Raw genomic sequence first — 22,339 nt, forward strand, 5'->3', positions numbered from 1 at the left:
TCAGGCGGCCGCGGAGCGGTACTTGCGTACCGCGAGGGTGCGGAAGACCACGATGATCAGGACCGACCAGATCAGCGAGGCCCAGACCGGGTGTTCCATCGGCCAGGCGCCCGAGGGTGACTGCCCGGGGTTGGCGAACAGCACGCGGGTCGCCTGCACGGTGGCGCTGAACGGGTTCCACTCCGCGACGTGCCGCAGCCACGGCGTCATGTTGCCGGTGTCCACGAACGCGTTGGATATGAAGGTCACCGGGAACAGCCAGACCAGTCCGCCGGAGGTGGCCGCCTCCGGGGTGCGGACGGTGAGGCCGATCAGCGCGCCGATCCAGGTGAACGCGTACCCGAGCAGGAGCAGCAGGGCGAAGGCGGCCAGGACCTTGCCGGCGTTGGTGGGGCCGTCGGAGCCGGCCCGCCAGCCGACGAGCAGCGCGACCACGGCGAGGACCAGCAGGGTGAGCGCCGTCTGCACGAGGTCGGCGAGGGTGCGGCCGGTCAGCACCGCACCGCGCGCCATGGGCAGCGAGCGGAAGCGGTCGATGAGGCCCTTGTGCATGTCGTCGGCGATGCCTGCGCCGGAGCTGGCGGTGGCGAAGGTGACGGTCTGCGCGAAGATGCCGGCCATCAGGAAGTTCTTGTAGTCGAGCGCGCTGGTGCTGGCGCCGATCTTCATCGAGCCGCCGAACACGTAGGTGAACAGCACCACGAACATGATGGGCTGGATCAGCCCGAAGATCAGCATTTCGGGGATGCGGGACATCCGGATCAGATTGCGTTTGGCAACGATCAGTGAGTCGCGGACGGACCGGCCGACGGGGTTGCCGGGCGCCGCGGCGGGCACGGCCTCGGTGACGGCGCTCATTTCACGGCCTCCTTGCCGGTCTGCTTGCCGGTCCGCCCGGCGTTCTGCTCGTCCTGGCCGGTGGTCTCGGCCGCGTGTCCGGTCAGGGAGAGGAAGACGTCGTCGAGGGTGGGGCGGCGCAGGCCGACGTCGTCTATCTCGATCCCCCGCGTGTCCAGTTCGCGGATGACCTCCGCGAGCAGCTTGGCGCCGCCGGTGACGGGCACCGTGAGCTTGCGGGTGTGCTCCTCGACCGTGGTCTCGCCCTTGCCGAAGCCGCGCAGCACCTCCACGGCGGTCGCGATGTGCTCGCGCTCGTGCACCACGACCTCGACGCGCTCGCCGCCGGTGCGGGCCTTGAGCTGGTCGGAGGTGCCCTGGGCGATGACCCGGCCGTGGTCGACGACCGCGATGTCGTGGGCCAGGTGGTCGGCCTCCTCCAGGTACTGCGTGGTGAGCAGCAGCGTCGTACCGCCGGAGACGAGCTGTTTGATGACCTCCCACAGCTGCTGGCGGTTGCGTGGGTCGAGGCCGGTCGTGGGTTCGTCCATGAACATCACCGGCGGCGAGACCACGAGGGCCGCGGCGAGGTCCAGCCGGCGGCGCATGCCTCCGGAGTAGGTCTTGGCGGGGCGGTCGGCGGCGTCGGCGAGGTTGAACTGGTCCAGCAGCTCCGCCGCGCGGGCCCGGGCCGCCTTCGCCCTCATCTGGTAGAGCTGTCCGACCATCTGCAGGTTCTCCCGGCCGGTCAGGTACTCGTCGACCGCCGCGAACTGGCCGGACAGGCCTATGGAGCGGCGCACCGCGTCGGGGTGCCGCAGCACGTCGACGCCCGCGACGACCGCCTTGCCGCTGTCGGGGCGCAGCAGGGTCGTCAGGCAGCGGACGGTCGTCGTCTTGCCGGCGCCGTTCGGCCCGAGCAGGCCGAGGACCGTGCCCTCGGGCACGTCGAGGTCGACGCCGTCCAGTGCCCTTACGTCGCCGAAGGTCTTCACCAGGCCTTCGGCATAGATGGCGCCTGGCATGTGTGTCTCCACGTCGTCGGGGATTCGGGGAGCGGATTCTCCGCAAAGGCTAGGTTTGCGCGCTCGGCCGCGCCCGCCCTTTTCCACAGGCGCGGCGACGACCGCACAGGAACCATAACGCGATGTATCGCGTCTCTCAATACACTTCACCCGGACGGGTGGAGGGATCGCCGTGGCCTCCCGGCGCCGGTGTCAGGCGATGACGGTGTAGCCGGCGTCGCGCAGCGACTGGCCGACCTCGGCGCAGTGCGCCGGACCCTTCGTCTCCAGGTGCAGCTCCACCTCGGCCTCGGAGAGCCCGAGCCGGGGGTCGGTACGGACGTGGCTCACGTCGAGGACGTTGGCGTCGACCGCCGACAGCACCCCGAGGAGCGTGGCGAGCGCCCCCGGGCGGTCCGTCAGCCGCAGCCGTACGGCCAGGTAGCGGCCCTGTGCGGCCATGCCGTGCCGCAGCACCCGCTGCATCAGCACCGGGTCGACGTTGCCGCCGGAGAGCACCGCGACCACCGGGCCCTCGAAGGCGTCCGGCGCGCCCAGCAGCGCGGCCACCGGGCTCGCCCCGGCCGGCTCCACGACCAGCTTGGCCCGCTCCAGGCAGAGCAGCAGCGCCGCCGACAGCTGGTCCTCGCTGACCGTGCGGACCTCGTCGACCAGCTCGCCGACGATCCCGAAAGGCACCAGGCCCGGCCGCCCCACCTTGATGCCGTCGGCCATCGTCGCCGGGTTCTCCAGCGACACCGGGCGCCCGGCGGCCAGCGACGGCGGATAGCAGGCGGCCCCCTCCGCCTGCACGCCGACGATCCGGACGTCCGGCCGCAGCGCCTTCACCGCCACCGCGATACCGGCCGCGAGCCCGCCGCCGCCCATGCCGACGACGATCGTCCGCACCTCCGGGCACTGCTCCAGGATCTCCAGGCCGACCGTGCCCTGACCGGCGATGACGTCGGGGTGGTCGAAGGGGTGGATGAACACCGCGCCCGTCTCGGCGGCGTACTCCTGGGCGGCGTGCAGCGTCTCGTCGACCACCTGGCCGTGCAGGCGCACCTCGGCGCCGTACTCCCGGGTCGCGCTGATCTTCGGCAGGGGTGCGCCCTTCGGCATGAACACCGTGGAGTGCACGCCCAGCAGCGAGGAGGCCAGCGCCACGCCCTGCGCGTGGTTCCCGGCGCTCGCGGCCACCACGCCGGCCGCCCGCTCCTCCGGCAGCAGCCCGGCGATCCGCACGTAGGCGCCGCGCAGCTTGAAGGAGCCGGTCCGCTGCAGGTTCTCGCACTTGAGGTGCACCGGCGCGCCGACCAGCTGGGACAGGTGCCGGCTGCCTTCCATCGCGGTCGCGCGCGCGACGCCCGAGAGCATCTTCTGGGCACCGCGCACGTCGTCGAGGGTGACGGAGCGCAAGGAGTCAGCCGTGCGGTAGCTCATGACTCCAGCATCGCAGTTCACGTTTGCGCACGACGGGTGTGACCAAGCAGCGAGACCGGTTTGCGCAGCGCCGGTACGGCTCGGCGCCGGGCCGCGTACCCTGTCCCCCAACCCAGCAGCCCTTCATGAAGCGAGCCTCCGGCCATGCCCACAACACCTGAAATGTCGATGGACATGACGACCGTCGGTGACACCGGTCTCCTCGACATCCTCCAGCACGAGGTGGCGGTGTTCGCCCGCCGTGCCGAACAGACCCGGCTCGGCGGCGTCGGCCAGGTGCGCAACTCCATGGACCGCGCCGCGTACCTGCTGCTCAACCGCCTCGACAAGGAAGGCCCGATGGGCGTCAAGGCGCTCGCCGCGAGCATGGGGATCGACTCCTCCACGGTCACCCGGCAGGTGGCGCCGCTGGTCGACACCGGGCTCGTCAAGCGCACCTCGCACCCGGAGGACGGGCGTGCCGTGGTGCTCCAGCTCTCCCCGCGCGGCGCCGCCCGGCTGGAGGAGGTGCGCTCGTCCCGGCGTCAGCTCATGGCCGAGCTGACACACGACTGGGCGCCGGAGGAGCGCGAGCAGTTCTGCACGCTCCTCACCCGCTTCAACGTCGCGCTGTCCGCGCGGATGTCGGTGCAGGGCGTGCCGGCGACGGAGCAGCCGCCGGCCTCCTGAGCCGGGCACCGCACGGCAGGGCCCGCACCTCTTGACCCGGGGCCGCCACTGGCCTCATATGAGACCGGGTCCGCACAGGACCCCGTCGGGGGGAGGCGTGGTGCGTGATCGGCGAGCGGCCCGTGACACCCGCAGGGCCCGGGAGTTCGAGGCGTTCGCCGCAGGCGCGTCCGGGCGCCTGCTGCACGCCGCCATGCTGCTCACCGCGGAGGCGCCGGACGCCAACCCGCGCGCGCGGCGCCTGCTGACGCTCGCGCTCGCCCACACCTACGCCCGCTGGGACCGGCTGCGCGGCGAGGACCCGTACGACTGCGCCCGGCAGTACCTCGCCACGCGCTTCGCACGCACCACCTGGCACCAGTACGGCGCCTTCGGCCGGGCCCGGCCGGATCCGCGCAGTCCGCTCGCCGCGCTCACACCGCGGGAACGGCTGGTCCTGGTGCTGCGGCTCTACGAGGGGGTGGCCGAGGAACAGACCGCGGCCCTGCTCGGCCTGCCCGTGGAGCGCGTCCACACCCTCTGCGACCGCGCCACGGCCACCGTGCTCCACCCGGGGCCCCCTGCGGCCCCGCGCCCGGCGAACCCGAAGACGGCGCTGTCATGAGGCCCGCCGACGGTGCTGCCGCCCTGCCGCACGGCCGCCCCGCGCGCGGAGGGCTTGTCGCGTGCGTCGCGTGCGGTGGGCCGGAGGGGAGGCCGCGGTGAACCGGGGCGAGCGGGAGGCCGCCGTGCGGCGGATCATGGAGCAGGGCGTCGCGCCGGTGCCGCCGGATCTGCACGGGGACGCGGTGCGCCGCGGGGACCGTCTGCTGCGGCAGCGCCGGCTGGTGCGCCGGGTGCTGTGGCTGCTGGCGTGCGCCGCGGCCGTCGCGTTCGCCGTGTGGGCGGCCGACGCCCACCCGTGGGCGGAGCCGCCCTCGCAGACGACTCCACCGCTCACGGGCTGGTGACGAACCCGGCCGTCAGCTGAGTGCCTGCCGCAGGTCCTCCAGCAGGTCGTCGACGTTCTCGATGCCGACGGACAGGCGGACCAGGTCGGCCGGGACCTCCAGCGCGGAGCCGGCCGCGGAGGCGTGGGTCATCCGGCCGGGGTGCTCGATCAGCGACTCGACGCCGCCGAGGGACTCGCCGAGGGTGAAGATCCTGGCGCGGTTGCACACCTCGATCGCCGCCGCCTCGCCGCCCTCGACCCGGAACGACACCATGCCGCCGAACGCCTTCATCTGCTTGACGGCGACGTCGTGGCCGGGGTGCTCGGGCAGCCCCGGGTAGCAGACGCCGCTCACCCGCGGGTGCCGGGTCAGCATGTCGGCGATCTTCGTGGCGTTCTCGCTGTGCCGGTCCATGCGCACCGCGAGGGTCTTGGTGCCGCGCAGCACCAGCCAGGAGTCGAAGGGGCCGGCGACGGCGCCCATCGCGTTCTGGTGGTAGGCCAGCTCCTCGCCGAGGCCCGGGTCGGAGACGATCAGCGCACCGCCGACCACGTCCGAGTGGCCGCCCATGTACTTGGTCAGGGAGTGCACGACGACGTCCGCGCCGAGCGTGAGCGGCTGCTGGAGGTAGGGGGTGGCGAAGGTGTTGTCGACGACCAGCTTCGCGCCCGCGTCGTGGGCGACCTGGGCGACCGCGGCGATGTCGGTGATGCCGAGCAGCGGGTTGGAGGGGGTCTCCACCCAGACCGCCTTGGTCTTCGGGGTGATCGCGGCGCGGACGGCGGCCGGGTCGCTGGTGTCGGCGACCGACCACTCCACGCCCCAGCGGGTGGCGACCTTGGCGAAGAGCCGGAAGGTGCCGCCGTAGGCGTCGTTGGGGATCACGACGTGGTCGCCGGGGGTGAGCAGCGTACGCAGCAGGGTGTCCTCGGCCGCCAGGCCGGACGCGAAGGCGAGGCCTCGGCGACCGCCCTCCAGCGCGGCGAGGTTCTCCTCCAGGGCGGTGCGGGTCGGGTTGGCGCTGCGGCTGTACTCGTAGCCGCCGCGCAGCCCGCCGACGCCGTCCTGCTTGTAGGTCGAAACCTGGTAGATCGGCGGGACGACCGCGCCGGTGAGGGGATCCGCGGTGTTACCCGCGTGGATCGCGAGAGTCTCGAAGTGCTGACTGATGTGGCTGTCACTCATGTGTACCGAGCGTAGTGCGCCCGGCCCGTTCCCGATGCCTGGCAAGAGGGATTCGTCCTGTCTTGCAATGCTGCCGTCATGCTCGGGGGCGAACGGCCGGGCGGCCGGACCGGTGGGCTCCGGCCACGGCCGGCCCCGCTCCGGGCCGGCTCCGGCCCGCTCCGGACCCGCGCCTCTGTCATGCCCCGGTCGGGAGTTTTCCACAGCCGGGCGGTGGGGTTCGCCAATTTCCGGCGGCGTCTGGAACGCTGGAGGCATGGCGATTCTCTGGCTGCTGATGGCGCTGCTCATGCTGGGCTTCGTGCTGCTCCCGTTCCTGCGGCGCAGGCGTGGGGTGATCGAGCAGGTTCCCCCGGGACACCCGGACGCCGCCGACCCGGCGGCCTACGGCTTCCTGCGCCAGGAGGAGCTGGACGTGCGCCTGCCCGGCCCGGACGAGGACCTGCTGGCGGTCCTGGAGCTGGTCCAGCGCACCCAGGACTACCGGGCCGCGGCCCAGCTGCTGGCCGGCACCGAGTCCGAGGGCGAGCTGCGCTGGCAGCGGGTGCAGGCCCTCGCGGGCGCCGCCGCGCTGGAGCTCCAGCAGCGGCCCGGCGGGGTGCACGAGACGCCGGGCGGCCAGTGGCTGCGGGTGTGGCGGGCCGAGCAGCCCAAGGACGCGGGCGGCGCCGCCGTCCACGCGGAGTTCCTGGTGCAGCAGGCCTGGCGGACGGCGACGCCGGGCACCGCGGAGTTCCGGATCATCATGGAGGAGGCGCAGGCCGCCTGCGCGCAGGCGGCCCTGCTGGCCCCGGGCGACCCGGTGCCGTACGTCATAGAGCTGTCCATCGCGCGCGGCCTGGCCTATTCGCCGGCCGAGTTCGACCAGCTCTGGCTGAAGATCGTCGACCGCGCCCCGCACCACATGGGCGCGCACCTGGCCGCGCTGCACTACTGGTGCGAGAAGTGGCACGGCTCGCGCGAGCAGGCGTACTCCTTCGCCGAGGCCGCCGCGGCCCGCGCCCCGGAGGGCTCGCTGCTCGCCGCGCTGCCGCTGTTCGCGGTGTTCGAGCACCTCCCGGAGGTGAACCTGGTCCGAAGCCTCTACCGGAGCGAGGTCGTCACCAAGGCGATCCACGGCGCGCTGCACGCGGTCCGCGCGGCCCGCCCCGACGACCCGACGCTTCCCCACGTCCGGCACCTGCTGGTGTTCTTCCTGGTCCCCGCCGAGCGCTGGGCGGAGGCCATGGAGCAGTTGATACACATCGACGGCCATGTCGGGGCGCTGCCGTGGACCCTGACCGACGACCCGGCCGCCGCGTTCGCCGTGCACCGCGCCCTGGCCGTGGCCGGTTACGAGGCCAACGGCGGCAGCCCGGCGGGCCTCCCCGGCTGACCGGCGCGCCGGCCGGCGGCCCCAACCGCCCGTCACCCCCTTCACATTGCCCTTCTGACCTGCGGTAGGGCATACTCCGCATCCCCCCACACCGCACCACCAGCACCGTCCCAAGGTCGTACCGCGAGCACCACCAGCACCACCACACGCACGACGACCGCACACCGCACCACCCGCACCGACCGGCCCCCGCCGGTCCGGCGCTCCGTCATGTCCCTTTTCTGAGGTCCTGTGGGGGGATCTGCCCGATGGGCGCAACTCTGCGCGCGCTGCGCGCCCTTGTCCTGCTGCTCGGCTTCTATCTGCTGAGCCTCGTCCTGCTCGCCGCGCTGATCGGCATCGACGTCCTCGTGTTCAGCTGGGGACACGGCCCGCTCACGGCGAAGGTCGGCTTCGTCACGGTGGTGCTGGCCATCCCCGTCGTCCGCGGCATGCTCATGCTGCGCACCCCCAAGGGCGAGGACGGCCCCGGCATCCTGGTCACCGAGGCCGACGAGCCCCGGCTGTGGGCGCTGGTCCGGGAGCTGGCCGCGGCGGCCGGCACCCGCGCCCCCGACCGGATCCTGCTCACCGGCGAGGTCAACGCGGCCGTCAGCGAGGACCCGCGGTTGCTCGGCCTGTTCGCCGGCCCGCGCCGCCTCTACCTCGGCGTCCCGCTGCTGACCGGCCTGACCGAGGCCCAGCTGCGCTCCGTACTCGCCCACGAGTTCGGGCACTTCACCGGCGGCGACACCCGGCTGTCCGCGCTCGTCGTGCGCGGACGCGTGCAGATCGGCCGGGTCATCGGCCAGTTCCACGCCAAGGCGGACGACAAGGTGGCCGCCGACCGGGCCCGGCAGGAGAGGGCGTCCGCCAAGCGGGTCGCCAAGGGCAAGAAGGCCAAGCAGGTCGACACGACCGGCGTCGGGGCGACGTACCGGACGATGGCGCGGATCTACACCGCGTACGGCAAGTTCTACCTGCGCGCCTCGCTGTCCACCGCGCGCGGCCAGGAGTTCGCCGCCGACCTGACCGCCGCCCGGATCGCCGGACGGGACGCGACCGCGTCGGCGCTGCGCGAGATCCCGGTGCTGTCCGCCTCCCACGACTTCTACCTGGAGTCCTACGCCACCCTGGGCCTGCAGGCCCGGCTGCTGCCCCCGCGCGGCGAGTTCTTCGGCGGTTTCGGCAAGCTGCTGACGGCCCGTGAACTGGAGCTGGTGAACCTCCGCACCGAGCTGCCGGAGGAGCCGGCGGGAGCGTACGACTCCCACCCGCCGATCGCCGAGCGGGTACGCCGGATCGAGGCGCTGCCCGCCGACGGCCGCGCCGACGAGGCCAAGGGAGCGGCGCTGGCCCTGCTCGCCGACCCGGCGCGCACGCTGGCCGCCCTGGAGGACGCCGTCCTCGCCGACGAGCTGCTCCGCTACCCGCGCGCGGCCGGCTGGGAGGAGCTGCTGGACGCCTCGATGGCCGCGGGCCTGGCGGTGGCACAGACCCCGCTGCACCGGGCGCTGACCGGATACACCGGGCAGCCGGCGACGCTGCCGGCGCTGCTGGACGTCATCGACGACGGCCGGCTGTGGCGGCTGGCGGAGAAGCTGCCGCTGTCGGAGGAGGCGGCGGCCGCGAAGGGGCGGGCGTTCCGCGAGTTCGTACGGCCCGTGCTGCGCCGCTCGCTGCGCACCATGGTGCTGGCGGAGTTCAGCTCCCGTTCGCTGCTGCACTGGGAGTTCTCCTGGACGCGCCCGGCAACCGTGCGGCTGCCCGGCTGGGGCTCGGAGACGGAGGACGACGGTCCCGAGGCGGCGCTGGAGGAGGCCGTGGAGGCGGCGCTCGCCGACCACCCCGACACCACGGCGCTGCGGGCGCTGCTGCCGCCGGCGACCCAGCACGCCTGACCGGTCCGCCGGCGCCCCAGCACCCCTGTCCGGCCCCCGCCCCGCACCCCCAGGGAGCCCCGCCTGCCCCTCCATCCCTCCCCGCTCTCCCCTGACCCCCACGTCCTGCCGCCGTCCCCCGAGAAGGAAACGAACCCACCCCCATGACCGTCCTGTTCTGGATACTGGGCGCCCTGGCCGTCCCCACGCTGATCTTCGTGCTGTGGCTGGCCTGGGTGTTCCTGAAGGAGCTCTTCCACCCGACCCCCGACGACGACGCGGAGGCGGCGGAGGCCGCCGAGGCCGCGCAGGCCGCGGAGAAGCTCGGCCTGCTGCCCGCCGAGCGGCAGAACACCGACCTCGCCGCGCCCCAGCCGGCGGAGTGGACCACCGTGCTGGCCGCGGTGCGCGGCGGCGACTGGAAGCCGGCCGCCGACCTGCTCGCGACGATCGGCCGGGACTGGGAACGCCGGTCCGCGGTCGCCTACCTGCTGGCCGAGTGCGCCGCCGAGGAGGACTCCTGGCTGCTGGCGTGGGAGACCGAACGGCGGGACGACCCGGACGCGGCCGTGGTCCGCGCCCGCAGCACGGTGATCCTGGCCTGGAAGCTGCGGGGCGGCAAGCGGGCCGAGTACACGACCAGGGAGCAGTTCGACGCCTTCCACCGCACGCTGGCCGGTGCCCGTGAGGAGATCGCCCGGGCGGCGGCGCTGAATCCGGACGACCCGACGCCGTACGTCGCGGAGATCTGGGTGGCGCTGGGCCTCGGTTACCCCAACGCCCAGATGGACACGTTGTGGGCGGAGATCACCGAGCGGGCCCCGCACCACTACGAGGCCCACTTCTCGGCGTTGCAGTACTGGTGCGCGAAGTGGCGCGGCTCGGAGCGGCTGGCCGCCGAGTTCGCCGAGCGGGCGGCGGCCGACGCGCCCCTGGGCAGCCTGCTGACGGCGCTGCCGCTCATCGCGCACTTCGAGCACGACGAGTCGGAGGACACCGAGGCCGACAACACGCCGCAGATGCGGGCGCGGGTCGACGCGGCCCTCGCGGACGCGGCGGCGGCCGACCCGTCCCACCCGCGGCTGCCGGAACTGCGTCACCTGCTGGCGTTCTACCTGCACCTGCAGGACCGCAACAAGGCGGCGCTGGAGCAGTTCAAGCTGGTCGACGGGCATGTGAACGCGCTGCCGTGGCGCTACCGGGGTGACATGGCCGGGTACTACTGCCAGGTCCGCGACACCGTGGTCCGAACGGTGGCGGAAGCCGCGCCGGCGGCCGCCTGACCGGAATGCGCGGAGCCGCCCGGGCGTCACGGACCTCGGACGAACGGCTGCTCACGTATGCCGCGGAGGCCGGCGCGTCCGGCAGGTGATCAGCGCTGCGCGGCGGCGTTCCGTGTGGTCAGGGCGGTGAGCAGGCGGCGTAGTTCCGTGCGCTCGGCCTCCAGGCGGCGGGCCTTCTCGTCCAGTTCGGACAGGCGGCGGCGCAGGGTTTCGGGGACTCCGGGGCAGGCGGTCAGGGTGGGGCCCGTCCCGGTGTCCGCCGTGCACGGCAGCAGCGTGCCGACCAGGCGGGTCGGCAGGCCCGCGGCCAGGAGGGTCCGGATGCGGTGGACGCGCTGGACGTCCGCCTCCTCGTACGTGCGGTAGCCGTTGGGACGGCGGTGCGGGGTGAGGAGGCCGGTGCTCTCGTAGTGGCGCAGGAGGCGGGGGCTGGTGCCGGTGCGGGCCGCCAGTTCGCCGATCAGCACGGTGTGTTCCGCCTTCCCGTCTCGTTTTCCCTGTCTCGCTTGACCCTGCCACTGTGTCAGGTTGCGACGCTCCACCGGAGAGCGGGATTCCGCGAACCGAGGGAGAGACAGTGATCATCGATGCGCACGGGCATGTGCACGACCCCGTCGGCCTCCACCTGGACGCTCTGGACGCCGCCGGTGTCGACAGGGCCGTCCTGTTCCCGACCCGGCCGCATCCCGAACGGGCCGGTGACCTTCCGTCGCTGCGGCGGGAGTTCGCGGTGCTGGACGGTGCGCTCGGCGGGCGCGGCGGTACCCGGGAGGCCTTCGCCGGTGCGCTGGACGAGGTGACCGCGGCGGTCGCCGCGCATCCGGACCGGTTCGTCGGGTTCGGGTCCGTGCCGCTGGAGCTGCCGGCGGAGGAGGTCGAACGGGCCGTCGCCGAGGACGTGGTCGGCCGGGGGCTGTGCGGGATCGGTGAGCTGACGCCGGCGCCGGGGCGGGCCGGGCGGCTGGAGCCCGTGCTGCGGGCCGCCGCCGACCATGGCGGTCTGCCCGTGGTCGTGCACGGCTTCGCCCCCACCACCGCGGACGACCTGCGCACGCTCGCCGCGCTCTCCCGCCGCCACCCCCGCGTGCCGCTCGTCGTCAGCCAGCTCGGCGGCCTGCACTGGATGGAGGCCGTGGAACTGGTGCGGGACACGCCCGGCATGTACCTGGAACTGTCGACGGCGTTCCTCGTCATCGCCGTACGGCTGGCCGTCCGCGAACTCCCCGAGCGGACCCTCTTCGGCTCCGACGCCCCCTACGGCGACCCCGTCGTGGCCCGCGTGATGGTGGAGCGGGCCACGGCCTCCGGCGAGGTCCGCGACCGGGTGCTGGGCGGCACCGCGGCCGAGGTGTTCCGCGTGCCCCGCTGAGCCCCCGAGCACCAGAGCAGCCCGTGAGCACGTAAATCGGGCGACGGTTCCGGCTTCCGCCCCGTACATTCGCCCCTCACGTCTGTTGAAGGGGAGGGCATGGGCAGTCCTGTGTTTCTGGTCGGCGGTGGCTGGGACCGCGCCGAGGTGTACGAGCCGTTCCTGCGCGAGGTGCGCGGGGAGCGGCGGGTCGGGTGCCTGGTCCTGGACGAGGGGGACGGGGCGGCGCAGTTCGAGCGGTACGCGGTGGCGCTGCGCACGGTGGACCCCGGGTGTGTGCCGGTGCCGCTGCTGGTGCCGCTCGGCGGCCGGTTCGAGCCGGAGGCCGCGCTGGACGGGCTCGACGGGCTGCTGGTGTGCGGCGGGCTGACGCCGGCCTACCAGGAGGCCCTCTCGGGGTGCCTGGGACGGCTGCCGGAGCTGCTGGCGGCGCGCGGTCTGCCGTACGCCGGGTTCTCCGCCGGTGCCGCCGTGGCCGCGCGGCGGGCCGTGGTCGGCGGGTGGCTGGTGGACGGGGTGCCGGTGTGCCCGGAGGAGACCGGCGAGGACCTGGCGGAGGTCGAGGTGCGGGCGGGGCTCGGGCTGGTGCCGTTCGCGGTGGACGTGCACGCGGCCCAGTGGGGTACGCTGCCGCGGCTGGTGGCGGCGGTCGCGCGGGGCGAGGTGCCGTACGGGGTCGCCGTGGACGAGAACACCCTGCTCGCGGTGGACGGCGACAAGGCCCGGGTGGCCGGGGCCGGCCGGGTGCACGTGGTGCGGCCCGCGCCGGACGGGGCCGCGGTGGTGCGGGCGTACGGCGCCGGGGAGGGCTTCGGTCTGTAGGAGCGCGTCCCGGAGGGGCGCGGGGAACTGCGCGAACGACCACGACGGCCCCGCACCCGGCAGACGCCCGGCAGCGGGCGGACGATCCGCCGCAGGCCGTAGCCCGCCAGGACGACGGCCCGGCAGAACTACGACCCGGCAGGACTACGGCCCGGCAGGACCGCAGGTCAGATCGTGGCGGTGTCGATGACGAAGCGGTAGCGGACGTCGCTCGCCAGCACCCGCTCGTACGCCTCGTTGACCTCGGCCGCGCTGATCAGCTCGATCTCGGCGCCGATGCCGTGCTCGGCGCAGAAGTCGAGCATCTCCTGGGTCTCGCGGATGCCGCCGATCATGGAGCCGGCGAGCGTCTTGCGGCCGCCGATCACCGAGAACAGGTTGAGCGCGATGGGCTCCTCGGGCGCGCCCACGTTCACCAGGGCGCCGTCGACCTTGAGCAGCGACAGCAGCGCGCCGAAGTCCATCGGCGCCGACACGGTCGAGACGATCAGGTCGAAGGTGCCGGCCAGCTCCTCGAAGGTCTTCGGGTCGCTGGTGGCGTGGTAGTGGTCGGCGCCCAGCTTCAGGCCGTCGTCCTTCTTGCGCAGGGACTGGGACAGGACCGTCACCTCGGCGCCCATGGCGTGCGCGATCTTGACGGCCATGTGGCCGAGGCCGCCCAGGCCGACGACGGCGACCTTCTTGCCGGGGCCCGCGTTCCAGTGGTGCAGCGGGGAGTACGTGGTGATGCCCGCGCACAGCAGCGGCGCGGCCACGTCCAGGGAGAGGCCGTCGGGGATGCGGACGACGTAGTTCTCGTCGACGACGATCTTCTCGGAGTAGCCGCCGTAGGTGGGCTCGCCGTCCTTGCCGACGGCGTTGTAGGTGCCGACCATGCCCTTGAGGCAGTACTGCTCCTCGCCTCGCAGGCAGTTCTCGCACTCGCGGCAGGAGTCGACCATGCAGCCGACGCCCACCCGGTCGCCGACCTGGAACTTCGTCACGCCGGAGCCGACCTCGGAGACGACGCCCGCGATCTCGTGGCCGGGGACCATCGGGAAGATCGCCTCTCCCCAGCCCTCGCGGGCCTGGTGGATGTCGGAGTGACAGATACCGGCGAACTTGATGTCGATCAGGACGTCGAACTCGCCGACCGCGCGTCGCTCGATGGTCGTCCGCTCCAGCGGGGCCTTCGCGGCGGGCGCGGCGTACGCAGCAACAGTGGTCATGCCGGTGAATCTCCTAGCGGGGGGGCGCGCACCCGGCTGCCTTCCTGCCGGGCACGGCGTCCAGCCTGCCCCGCGAAGGGCCGCTCACCCAGACCACGCCTTTGCGTACGACTGCCGTGCCTACCACCGGCGGGGTCAGGCTCACCTGCGTACGACCAGGAATACTGGACGCATGGACAGCAGGGACGAGCAGCCGGACGCGACCGTGGCCGCCGGCCGGCCCCTGGACCGGCGGGCGGAGCTGAGCGAGTTCCTGCGCAGCCGGCGGGCCCGGCTGAAGCCCGAGGACGTGGGTCTGGCCCCGTTCGGGCGGCACCGCCGGGTGCCGGGGCTGCGCCGCGAGGAGCTGGCGCAGCTGGCCGGGGTGTCGGTGGCGTACTACACGCGGCTGGAGCAGGGCAACGGCCGCAACGTGTCGGCGGAGGTGCTGGACTCGATCGCCCGGGCGCTGCGGCTGACGGACGCCGAGCACGCGCACCTCACGCATCTGGCGAAGCCGAAGGCGCACAAGAAGAAGCCGGCGGCGCGGCAGCAGCAGGTGCGGGGGGCGCTGCGGCAGCTGCTGGACTCGATGGACGGGGTGCCGGCGTACGTCGTGGGCCGGCGGACGGAGATCCTGGCCTGGAACCGGATGGCGGCGGCCGTCTTCGGTGACTGGGCGGAGCTGCCGCCGGCCGAGCGGAACTGGTCGCGGCTGGTCTTCCTGCGCCCGGACTACCGGGAGCTGTTCGTCGACTGGGAGCAGAAGGCGATCGACATCGTCTGCGCGCTGCGGATGGACGCGGGCTGCTATCCGGACGATCCGCGGCTGTCGGCGCTGGTGGGCGAGCTCTCCGTGAAGAGCGAGGAGTTCCGCCGGCTGTGGGCCACGCACGACGTCAAGGAGAAGAGCCACGGCGTCAAGGAGCTGCACCACCCCCTGGTGGGCGACCTGGCCCTGCAGTTCGAGAGCTTCCGCATGACGGACGGCTCCGACCAGTCGCTGGTCACGTACCACGCCGAACCGGGCTCCCCCTCCGCCGAGTCCCTCCGGCTGCTGGCCAGCTGGGGCACGGACGCGAACCGCGCCGCCATGCGATGAGGGGCACACCGGAGACCGTCCTCCGGTGTGCCCCTCGTCGGGGTGTGCTACGGCCTACTTGCCGAAGTACGCGTTGTAGATCGTGATCTCCGACGTGTTGCCCTTCTTGTCGGTGATCTTGGCGCGGAACGAGACCGCCTTGTTCTTCGCCGGGTTCTTCACGGTGATCTTGCCGTTCTTGACGGTGACCTTCTTGAAGTTCTTGCCGTCGTAGGAGACGTAGACGGCGAGGGACTTCAGGTTGCCGCCGGCGGCGGAGCCCTCGACGGTGACCGGGAAGGTGACCGTCCTGCCGGCCGCGACCCGGCTGTCCAGGCCGGTGGTGGCACCGAAGCGCAGGGACGAGGCGGGCAGCTGGACGAAGTCCGCGGTCTTCTTGGAGCGGAAGGTCCAGGCCGCGTCGATACGCGTCGAGGCCTCCGCCACCTTCGAGGACCGCTTGACCGAGGTGGTCAGCTTGTACGCCGCGTCACCGGCGGGCACCTTGAACGGCTTGTCGCCGAACAGCGGGTCGGAGCTGGAGCCGACCTTGGTGCCGTTGCGGTACAGCGTGGTGTTCACCGAGGTGAACGTCGAGTACCCGCTGTTCCTGGCGGAGTCGGCGACCAGCGGCAGTGCACCGAAGATCTCGTTGCCGTCGCGGAAGATGCCGAGGCCCTTGGCGACGTGCGGGCCGAAGACCGCGGTGTTGACCGTCTTGGTGTAGGTCCGGCCGGCCTTGAAGGCGAACTGGCCGAGGGCGTAGCCGGCGTCGTAGACCGGGAAGCCGTCCTGGTCGACCCCGCCGTTCTGCTGGAACTGCAGCTGCCACTGCACGCCGCCGGTGGCGGACAGGTGCAGGGTGCGGGTGCCGGGCAGGTTCTGCGGGATGCTGATGGAGGAGGCGCCGGAGCTGCCGGGCAGCCAGCCCACCGCGTCGACCGAGCCCTTCTTGCCGCCGGCCGCCGCGCCCATGCGGACCTTCACCGTGGCCAGGTCGCTCGCCTTGTGGTGCTTGGTGTAGCCGGTGGCGAGCTGCCTGACCGGGCCGCCGGAGGTGACGTCGTACTCCTCGGTCGCGCCCTTGCTCCAGTGGCCGTCCCACTGCTGGCGCAGCGAACCGGCCGGCAGCTGCGGGCCCAGGTGGGCGGTGCGGAAGCCCTTGTACGAGTCGAGGAACCAGCCGTAGCCGTACTGGTTGTCGCCGACCACGACGTCGTACTCGGGCGAGGCGAACTGGGACTTCGTGCCCGAGGCCGGGACGGTGACGTCCACGGGCCTGGCCTTGCGCGCGTCGATGGTGATCGTCTGCTTCTTGCCGACGGTCAGCTTCGGCTGCGCGATCCAGTCGATGCCCTTGGTGGCGTCCTGCGGGTCGGCGACGATCGAGGTGTTCAGGATGTACGAGCCCTTGGGCGCGCGCACCTTCACCGTGCCCGACTTGTCGTACGGGTTCAGCCACAGGCCGCCCGCCAGGCCCCCGACGCCGCTCAGGTCGGCGCTGTAGTTCGGGGTCGGCTTGCCGTCACGGCCGAGGAACTTGAGGGTGAGGTCGTACGACTCGACCTCGCGCTGCACCGCGGCGGCCGTGCGGACCGTCTGGCCGCCGCCCGTCGCCGTCACGTACGCGGAGTAGGCGCCGTCCAGGGTGCCGCCCAGCTTGGTGTCGACGGTGAGGTCGGCCGAGGCCGTGCCGTGCGCCGGCACGGTCACCGTCGTCGCGCCGAGCTTGAAGAAGCCCGCCGGGGCCGCCGCGCCCTTGGGGCCGGTGGCGGTGCTGGACAGGGTGAGCGTGACGTCCTTGTCGCCCAGGTTGCGGTACGTCACCTTCTTGGTGACCGGCTTGTCGTCGGTGTGCGGCCACTGCTGCACACCGAAGCTCACCGACACCGGGTCGGCGACGATCGACTGCTTGATCGCCTTGTCGACCTGGATCCGGCCCGAGCCCTGCTGGAACGGGGTGTACTTGCCGCCCTTGGTGGAGCCGGTCAGGGCCCCCTTCAGCTCGGTGTAGCCCCAGTCGGGGTGCTCCTGCTTCAGGATGGCGGCGGCGCCCGCGACGTGCGGGGTGGCCATCGAGGTGCCGGAGATGGTCAGGTAGCCCTCGGGCTTCTCACCGACCTCCTGGTCGATGACGCTGCCCTTGGCCGCGGCGGCGGTGATGTTTACGCCGGGCGCGGTGACGTCCGGCTTGACGGCGCCGTCGCCGGTGCGCGGGCCGGTGGAGGAGAAGTCGGCGAGCTTGTCCTGCTTGTCGACGGCACCGACGGTGAGCGCGGCGTCCGCGCTGCCCGGCGAACCGATCGACTGGGGGCCCTCGTTGCCCGCGGCGATCGCGAACAGGACGCCCTTCTCGGCGGAGAGCTTGTTGACCTCGGCTTCGAGCGGGTCGACCTCGGGGGTGTCGTAGCCGCCGAGGCTCAGGTTGATGACGGAGGCGCCCTGGGAGGCCGCCCACTCCATGCCGGCGAGAATGCCGGAGTCGTCACCGGAACCGGTGTCGTCCAGCACCTTGCCGTTGAGGAGCTTGGCGTCCGGGGCCACGCCCTTGTACTTGCCGCCCGACTTGGCGCCGGTGCCCGCGACGATGGAGGCGACGTGCGTGCCGTGCCCGAAGTGGTCGGTGGCGTCGGCGGCGGCGGTGAAGTTCTTGGACTCGACCACCTGGTCCTTCAGGTCCGGGTGGCTGGTGTCCACACCGGTGTCCAGGACGGCGACCTTCACGCCCTTGCCGGTGTAGCCGGCCTTCCAGGCGGTGGGTGCGCCGATCTGCGGCACGGACTTGTCGAGCGAGGCCTTGCGGACGCCGTCGAGCCAGACGTGCGCGATGCCGGAGGCGGTCCGGTCGCCGTTGGTGACGGCGTCCCACAGCTCGGCGGTGGCCTCGGCCGGGGTCTGCACGGCGTCCGCGTTGAGCGCCTTCAGGCTGCGGCGCAGGGTGCCCGCCTCCCGGACGTCGGCCTTGGCGGCGGTGGCGGTGCCGCGGTAGCCGACGATGACCTTCAGGCCGTTCTTCTGGGCCTTGCGGGTGGCGGCCTTGTTCAGCTCGGTGACGTCGAACAGGCGCTGGTCCAGCGTGCCGGAGGCGACCAGGCGGGCGGCGTCGGCCGGGACGACCAGCGTGTGTCCGGCGGCCTTGCGGACCTGGAAGGGTATGTGCTCGCGTCCCTCGGCCCGCTCCAGGCCGACGACCCGGCCCTTGGCGTCGAGGGCGACACGGTCACCGGTGATGAGCGTGACGTGGTGCTTGGCGGTGACTCCGGCGGCGGTGGCGGCCGTCGAGGTGCGCGCGGTCTTCGCCGACGCCGGGCTGGTCATACCCGCTGCGAGGGCGACCGCTGCGGCCGTTGCCACGGTGGCCGCAGCTGCTCTTTTCACTTGTCTGCGCAAGTTCTCCCCCTGGAGATGAGGTGCCGGGCGAATTCCCCGTTCACCCGGTCGGGGGCGGACTCGCACGCTTGCACGCCCAACCCCCCGGATCACGCAGTATGCCGGGGGGTGATCAGACGGCTCAATAGATGAGAGGAAGGTGAGAAAGCGCATCCCGAAACTGTTACGAGGCGGCCGGGACACCGTTACACAATCGCGAAGTCCCCTGCGTTATAGCGGTGTTATACGCCGTCAGGTCGCGGCGTTCTCCTTCACCGTGATCTTCCCCTTGCGCAGCGTGGCCGGCCGCGGGGCCTTCTTCGCGAGTGCGGAGTCGTGGGTGACCATGATGAAGGTCAGCCCGTGCTCCCTCCACAGGCGTTCCAGTACGTCCATGATCTCGTCCCGGATGCCCTCGGCGAGGCGTTCGCCGAGGCCCACGGACCGCAGTGCCTCGGCGGCGAGTTCACGGCGTTCCCTCACCTTGGTGCCGAGCGGTACGAGGGCCGTCTCGACGTTCTCCTGGGCGGTGAGAGTCGGGATGAGGTTGAAGGACTGGAAGACGAATCCGATGTTCTCGCTGCGGAGCCTTGTCAGCCGGGATTCGGTCAGCTTGGCGAGATCGGTGCCGTCGAGGACGATTTTTCCGGCGGTGCATGCGCCGCAAGCCAGGTACGGCGCGTGATGACTCGATAAGCCCGGCATAAAAGAAGGATGAGAAGGCGCCGGGGAGCCCCCGGAAACACCGGTGCCGCCCCTGGGGGCGGCACCGGGAGAGAGCTGTGAGGGGGCTGTCAGACGGCCGAACCGGCCTTCCACTGCGCCCAGTCCATGTTCCAGCCGTTGAGGCCGTTGTCCGGCGAGACGGTCTTGTCGCCGGTGTGCTGGACGACCACGACGTCACCGATCAGCGAGTGGTTGAAGAACCAGGCCGCCGGCGTGCCCGGGTCGTTGGCACCCTTCTTGTCCTGGAGGCCGACGCAGCCGTGGCTGGTGTTCTCGTTGCCGAACACCGAGGACGCGCCCCAGTAGTTGCCGTGGATGAAGGTGCCGGAGGTGGTCAGGCGCATGGCGTGCGGCACGTCCTTGATGTCGTACTCGCCCTTGCCGTCGGAGTCCTTGAAGCCGACCGTGGCGCCGTTCATGCGGGTCTGCTTGAACTTCTCCGATATCACCATCTGGCCCTCGTACGTCTTCTTGTCGGGGGCGCCGGCGGAGATCGGTATGGTCTTGACGACCTTGCCGTCCTGCGTGATCTTCATCTGGTGGGTCTGCGCGTCGACGTAGGAGACCTGGTTGCGGCCGATGTGGAAGGTGACCGTCTTCTGCTGGACGCCGTGGACGCCGGCCGCGCCCTCGACACCGTCGAGGGCCAGCTTCAGGGTGACGGTGGAGCCCTCCTTCCAGTACTCCTCCGGACGGCAGTCCATGCGGTTGGCGTTGAACCAGTGGCAGGCGACCTCCTGGCCGCTGCTGGAGCTGACCGTGATGCCCTTCTGCACGGCCGCCTTGTTGGTGATCGCCTTGTCGAAGGTGACCGACACCGGCATGCCGACCCCGACCGTCGAGCCGTTGTCCGGGGTGAAGGTGCCGATGAAGCTGTTGGCCGGGGAGACCGTGGTGAAGGAGGCGTTCTCGTGGGCTATGCGGCCCTCGGAGTCCTTGGCCTCGGCGGCGAGCTTGTAGGTGGTGGAGCGCTCCAGCTGGACGCTGGGCTTCCAGCTCTTCTTGTCGGCCGACAGCTGCCCGGCGACGGCCTTGCCGTCCTGGGTGGTCATCGTGACGCCCGTCAGCGTGCCCTTGCGCACCGCGACGACGGCGGAGTTGTTGATGGAGGCGTTGTTGGAGCCGTCCTTCGGCGTGATCGTGATCTGCGCCTCCGACGACTTCTTGGCCGCCGCCTCGTCGACCTTGGCCTGCGAAGTGTCGCCGCTGCCACTGGAGCCGTCGGCGTCGCCGCCGGAACAGGCCGTCAGCACCAGCACACCGCCGAGCAGAGCGGACGCGGCCGTCAGACGCCGGCGCCGCTTACTGTCCGTCATCACAAGCTTCTCCATCGTTGCGAGTCGCGATAACCCCGAGAGTCCCCGTCGAGAACCTTCAACGCTACGGCCGGGCCTTCCCGTTCCACAGTCCGTGCATCTGTGGGCCATCCCACGTCCGCGGGAACGCGGTCGCGGGTGCTGCGGGATCCGGTCCGTGCGCCCCCCTGGGACGACGAAACCCCGGACGGCGGTTGCCGTCCGGGGTTCTGGGTGCCCCGGGACGCTCAGCCGATGCCGTCCTCTTCCTCGTCGTCTGGCCCATCATCCTCGTCCAGGTCCCAGTCGGGCGAATCGGGGTCGTAGTCGATCCGCTCGCTGGACCAGGACGCCTGCTGGAGCTCCACCCCGGGGACCTTGCCGACCAGGTCGAACGGATCCACGAGATAGGCCAGGGCCTCCGCGGTGTCCTCCGTCACAGCGCCCTCGGCGTGCGCCCGCTCCCCCTCGGGCAGCTCCTGGTCCTCGGCGATCCGGCGCAGCGCGGCCTTGGCCACCGCGTCGTCGTCGTGCACCTCCAGCACCAGTTCCACGCGAAGCCGTACAAACCGTGATGTCTCTTCTGTGCTCATGGCGGGAGCGTACGACTGAAACCTCCCGTGACTTTCCTGTGACCCGCGCCTTTCACTAACATCGCCCCACACGGCCAATTCGCCAGCTGCACAAGGGGATCGATATTCCGTGTCATCCGTTCGCCGTCCGCTGCTGACCGCCACCGCCGCGGGCACCCTGCTGTGCGCGCTGTGGTTCGTCCCCTCCGCGAACGCCTCGCAGGACGCCCCGGCGAGAGGGACGGCGGCCACCTCCACCTCGCCGCGGGCCGAACAGGTCACGCAGGCCAGAGCGGTGACGGCGACGACCGCGGAGTCCGCGGACGCGGCGGCGGAGACCGAGCTGGCGGACACGGGAAGCTTCGACACCACCCCGTATGTCGTCGGCGGGAGTCTCTTCCTCGCCGTGGGCGCCGGATTCGTCGTGTATTCGGTGCGCCGGGAACGCATGGGGTTTTAATTTTCCTTGACGAGTCTTTGACAGCGACCACATAGTTCGCTCATGAAGAGATCATCGGGCGTGCGGCTGTGCGCCACCGCAGCTGTGAGCGTGCTGTCGCTCGCCCTCGTCACGGGTTGTGGCGGCGAAGGTTCGAAGGATTCCGGGAACGGCTCGGGCAAGGACGCGGCGACGTCGGCCGCGAAGGCGCTGAGCGCCGGCGAGCTGCAGAAGCTGATCATCGCCCAGGGTGACGTGCCCGGGCACAAGGTCGGTGCCGTCGAGGGCGGTGTCCCCGACAAGAGCAAGGTCACGGCCGGCGACGCCCGGTGCGAGCCGGTGCTGCGGGCGTTCACCGGCATCGCGCCCGGCGACCCGGCGGCGCACACCAGCCGCATGGCCACGGAGCAGAAGAAGGCCCCGACGGACGACGCCACGTCCCCGGAGGACCTGACGAACGGCAAGTTCGAGGACGCGCTGGGCAAGTCCATGGACCTGGACGTCACCGTGGTCACGCTGGCCTCGTACGACGGGGACGGCGCCGAGCAGGGCCTGAAGGCGGTCTCCGACGCGGTCAAGGCGTGCGCGGGCGGCTTCTCCGGCGAGCAGGCCGGCGAGAAGGGCAAGTTCACCAAGGTCGCCGAGGAGAAGTCCTCCGGCACCGGTGACGCGTCGGTGGCCTTCACCGGGACCAACGACGCGGGCAAGGACGGCACCCTGCCGCTGCACGCCGAGGTCGTGCGGCACGGGAACACCCTCGCGGTGTACACCACCATCAACATCGGCGCGATGATGAGCAAGAAGGCCTACACGGTCTCCGCTCCGGTGGTGAAGGCGCAGGCCGCCAAGCTGAAGTGACGTTTCGTCCGTAGCGTCGAGGGGCCCCGGCCGA

At 71.9% G+C, this 22,339-nt stretch carries 21 protein-coding genes; 11 read left to right on the forward strand and 10 right to left on the reverse strand.

Going from position 1 to position 22,339, the window contains the following annotated elements; translation table 11 throughout:
* From ABZ923_RS13765 to ilvA, 3 genes are all read right to left on the reverse strand, one after another.
* On the reverse strand, window positions 1-858 hold the full coding sequence (locus ABZ923_RS13765) for an ABC transporter permease (RefSeq protein ID WP_361470602.1): 858 nt from the start codon (window positions 856-858) through the stop codon (window positions 1-3).
* Entirely contained in the window at window positions 855-1,862 is a 1,008-nt protein-coding gene (locus tag ABZ923_RS13770) for an ATP-binding cassette domain-containing protein (protein ID WP_361470604.1), read from the reverse strand. Before ABZ923_RS13770 ends, ABZ923_RS13765 begins: the two co-directional genes overlap by 4 nt.
* A gap of 192 nt (window positions 1,863-2,054) precedes the next feature.
* The gene (ilvA, locus tag ABZ923_RS13775; RefSeq protein ID WP_361470606.1) at window positions 2,055-3,284 is read right to left on the reverse strand and encodes a threonine ammonia-lyase; all 1,230 of its coding nucleotides are present in this window, start codon (window positions 3,282-3,284) and stop codon (window positions 2,055-2,057) included.
* A 162-nt stretch (window positions 3,285-3,446) separates the two neighbouring features.
* On the opposite strand from ilvA, the gene ABZ923_RS13780 reads away from it, so the two are divergent.
* The 3 genes from ABZ923_RS13780 (at window position 3,447) to ABZ923_RS13790 (ending at window position 4,903) form a co-directional block, all read left to right on the forward strand.
* Entirely contained in the window at window positions 3,447-3,953 is a 507-nt protein-coding gene (locus ABZ923_RS13780; protein ID WP_361470714.1) for a MarR family transcriptional regulator, read from the forward strand.
* Between the two features lie 100 nt (window positions 3,954-4,053).
* Entirely contained in the window at window positions 4,054-4,557 is a 504-nt protein-coding gene (locus tag ABZ923_RS13785) for a sigma factor-like helix-turn-helix DNA-binding protein (protein ID WP_361470607.1), read from the forward strand.
* 97 nt (window positions 4,558-4,654) lie between these two features.
* Window positions 4,655-4,903: a hypothetical protein gene (locus ABZ923_RS13790; RefSeq protein ID WP_361470609.1), complete on the forward strand. Its 249-nt coding sequence runs from the start codon at window positions 4,655-4,657 to the stop codon at window positions 4,901-4,903.
* A 12-nt stretch (window positions 4,904-4,915) separates the two neighbouring features.
* On the opposite strand, the gene ABZ923_RS13795 is transcribed toward ABZ923_RS13790, so the two are convergent.
* Window positions 4,916-6,070, reverse strand: coding sequence for a cystathionine gamma-synthase (locus tag ABZ923_RS13795; RefSeq protein ID WP_361470610.1), 1,155 nt, complete (start codon window positions 6,068-6,070; stop codon window positions 4,916-4,918).
* 256 nt (window positions 6,071-6,326) lie between these two features.
* On the opposite strand from ABZ923_RS13795, the gene ABZ923_RS13800 reads away from it, so the two are divergent.
* From ABZ923_RS13800 to ABZ923_RS13810, 3 genes are all read left to right on the forward strand, one after another.
* Entirely contained in the window at window positions 6,327-7,445 is a 1,119-nt protein-coding gene (locus ABZ923_RS13800; RefSeq protein ID WP_361470612.1) for a hypothetical protein, read from the forward strand.
* Window positions 7,446-7,693: 248 nt separating this feature from the next.
* Entirely contained in the window at window positions 7,694-9,325 is a 1,632-nt protein-coding gene (locus ABZ923_RS13805) for a M48 family metalloprotease (protein ID WP_361470614.1), read from the forward strand.
* Window positions 9,326-9,468: 143 nt separating this feature from the next.
* On the forward strand, window positions 9,469-10,587 hold the full coding sequence (locus ABZ923_RS13810; RefSeq protein ID WP_361470615.1) for a hypothetical protein: 1,119 nt from the start codon (window positions 9,469-9,471) through the stop codon (window positions 10,585-10,587).
* A gap of 89 nt (window positions 10,588-10,676) precedes the next feature.
* On the opposite strand, the gene ABZ923_RS13815 is transcribed toward ABZ923_RS13810, so the two are convergent.
* Window positions 10,677-11,054, reverse strand: coding sequence for a MerR family transcriptional regulator (locus ABZ923_RS13815; RefSeq protein ID WP_361470617.1), 378 nt, complete (start codon window positions 11,052-11,054; stop codon window positions 10,677-10,679).
* A gap of 110 nt (window positions 11,055-11,164) precedes the next feature.
* Between ABZ923_RS13815 and ABZ923_RS13820 the strand changes: the two genes are divergently transcribed.
* Both ABZ923_RS13820 and ABZ923_RS13825 read left to right on the forward strand, forming a co-directional pair.
* A complete protein-coding gene (locus ABZ923_RS13820) occupies window positions 11,165-11,956 on the forward strand; it encodes an amidohydrolase family protein (RefSeq protein WP_361470618.1) in 792 nt (263 codons plus the stop codon).
* A 99-nt stretch (window positions 11,957-12,055) separates the two neighbouring features.
* Window positions 12,056-12,778 carry a Type 1 glutamine amidotransferase-like domain-containing protein gene (locus tag ABZ923_RS13825; RefSeq protein ID WP_361470620.1) on the forward strand — a complete coding sequence of 241 codons (723 nt, stop codon included), beginning with the start codon at window positions 12,056-12,058 and terminating at the stop codon, window positions 12,776-12,778.
* A 167-nt stretch (window positions 12,779-12,945) separates the two neighbouring features.
* Here the strand turns inward: ABZ923_RS13825 and ABZ923_RS13830 are convergent, their stop codons facing one another.
* On the reverse strand, window positions 12,946-13,986 hold the full coding sequence (locus ABZ923_RS13830) for an NAD(P)-dependent alcohol dehydrogenase (protein WP_361470621.1): 1,041 nt from the start codon (window positions 13,984-13,986) through the stop codon (window positions 12,946-12,948).
* A 172-nt stretch (window positions 13,987-14,158) separates the two neighbouring features.
* Between ABZ923_RS13830 and ABZ923_RS13835 the strand changes: the two genes are divergently transcribed.
* Complete coding sequence (locus ABZ923_RS13835) at window positions 14,159-15,067, forward strand: helix-turn-helix transcriptional regulator (protein ID WP_361470623.1); 909 nt, start codon at window positions 14,159-14,161, stop codon at window positions 15,065-15,067.
* Window positions 15,068-15,121: 54 nt separating this feature from the next.
* Here ABZ923_RS13835 and ABZ923_RS13840 read toward each other — a convergent pair whose 3' ends face one another.
* From ABZ923_RS13840 to ABZ923_RS13855, 4 genes are all read right to left on the reverse strand, one after another.
* The gene (locus ABZ923_RS13840) at window positions 15,122-18,364 is read right to left on the reverse strand and encodes a S8 family serine peptidase (RefSeq protein ID WP_361470716.1); all 3,243 of its coding nucleotides are present in this window, start codon (window positions 18,362-18,364) and stop codon (window positions 15,122-15,124) included.
* Between the two features lie 303 nt (window positions 18,365-18,667).
* Entirely contained in the window at window positions 18,668-19,120 is a 453-nt protein-coding gene (locus tag ABZ923_RS13845) for an ATP-binding cassette domain-containing protein (RefSeq protein ID WP_361470624.1), read from the reverse strand.
* 89 nt (window positions 19,121-19,209) lie between these two features.
* Window positions 19,210-20,457: an Ig-like domain-containing protein gene (locus ABZ923_RS13850; RefSeq protein ID WP_361470625.1), complete on the reverse strand. Its 1,248-nt coding sequence runs from the start codon at window positions 20,455-20,457 to the stop codon at window positions 19,210-19,212.
* A gap of 227 nt (window positions 20,458-20,684) precedes the next feature.
* Complete coding sequence (locus ABZ923_RS13855) at window positions 20,685-21,029, reverse strand: hypothetical protein (RefSeq protein WP_361470627.1); 345 nt, start codon at window positions 21,027-21,029, stop codon at window positions 20,685-20,687.
* A 109-nt stretch (window positions 21,030-21,138) separates the two neighbouring features.
* Here ABZ923_RS13855 and ABZ923_RS13860 point away from each other — a divergent pair, with 109 nt between their 5' ends.
* The gene (locus ABZ923_RS13860) at window positions 21,139-21,468 is read left to right on the forward strand and encodes an LAETG motif-containing sortase-dependent surface protein (RefSeq protein WP_361470629.1); all 330 of its coding nucleotides are present in this window, start codon (window positions 21,139-21,141) and stop codon (window positions 21,466-21,468) included.
* 42 nt (window positions 21,469-21,510) lie between these two features.
* A complete protein-coding gene (locus tag ABZ923_RS13865) occupies window positions 21,511-22,305 on the forward strand; it encodes a hypothetical protein (protein ID WP_361470631.1) in 795 nt (264 codons plus the stop codon).
* Window positions 22,306-22,339 lie beyond the last annotated feature (34 nt).

It is taken from the genome of Streptomyces sp. NPDC046881 (assembly GCF_040645015.1).
Lineage (GTDB): Bacteria > Actinomycetota > Actinomycetes > Streptomycetales > Streptomycetaceae > Streptomyces.

Coding starts and splice junctions, on each gene's coding strand:
- ABZ923_RS13765 (WP_361470602.1), bottom strand. CDS start 858: ATGAGCGCCGTCACCGAGGCCGTGCCCGCCGCGGCGCCCGGCAACCCC.
- ABZ923_RS13770 (WP_361470604.1), bottom strand. CDS start 1,862: ATGCCAGGCGCCATCTATGCCGAAGGCCTGGTGAAGACCTTCGGCGAC.
- ilvA (WP_361470606.1), bottom strand. CDS start 3,284: ATGAGCTACCGCACGGCTGACTCCTTGCGCTCCGTCACCCTCGACGAC.
- ABZ923_RS13780 (WP_361470714.1), top strand. CDS start 3,447: ATGTCGATGGACATGACGACCGTCGGTGACACCGGTCTCCTCGACATC.
- ABZ923_RS13795 (WP_361470610.1), bottom strand. CDS start 6,070: ATGAGTGACAGCCACATCAGTCAGCACTTCGAGACTCTCGCGATCCAC.
- ABZ923_RS13800 (WP_361470612.1), top strand. CDS start 6,327: ATGGCGATTCTCTGGCTGCTGATGGCGCTGCTCATGCTGGGCTTCGTG.
- ABZ923_RS13805 (WP_361470614.1), top strand. CDS start 7,694: ATGGGCGCAACTCTGCGCGCGCTGCGCGCCCTTGTCCTGCTGCTCGGC.
- ABZ923_RS13810 (WP_361470615.1), top strand. CDS start 9,469: ATGACCGTCCTGTTCTGGATACTGGGCGCCCTGGCCGTCCCCACGCTG.
- ABZ923_RS13825 (WP_361470620.1), top strand. CDS start 12,056: ATGGGCAGTCCTGTGTTTCTGGTCGGCGGTGGCTGGGACCGCGCCGAG.
- ABZ923_RS13830 (WP_361470621.1), bottom strand. CDS start 13,986: ATGACCACTGTTGCTGCGTACGCCGCGCCCGCCGCGAAGGCCCCGCTG.
- ABZ923_RS13835 (WP_361470623.1), top strand. CDS start 14,159: ATGGACAGCAGGGACGAGCAGCCGGACGCGACCGTGGCCGCCGGCCGG.
- ABZ923_RS13840 (WP_361470716.1), bottom strand. CDS start 18,364: ATGACCAGCCCGGCGTCGGCGAAGACCGCGCGCACCTCGACGGCCGCC.
- ABZ923_RS13845 (WP_361470624.1), bottom strand. CDS start 19,120: ATGCCGGGCTTATCGAGTCATCACGCGCCGTACCTGGCTTGCGGCGCA.
- ABZ923_RS13850 (WP_361470625.1), bottom strand. CDS start 20,457: ATGACGGACAGTAAGCGGCGCCGGCGTCTGACGGCCGCGTCCGCTCTG.
- ABZ923_RS13855 (WP_361470627.1), bottom strand. CDS start 21,029: ATGAGCACAGAAGAGACATCACGGTTTGTACGGCTTCGCGTGGAACTG.
- ABZ923_RS13865 (WP_361470631.1), top strand. CDS start 21,511: ATGAAGAGATCATCGGGCGTGCGGCTGTGCGCCACCGCAGCTGTGAGC.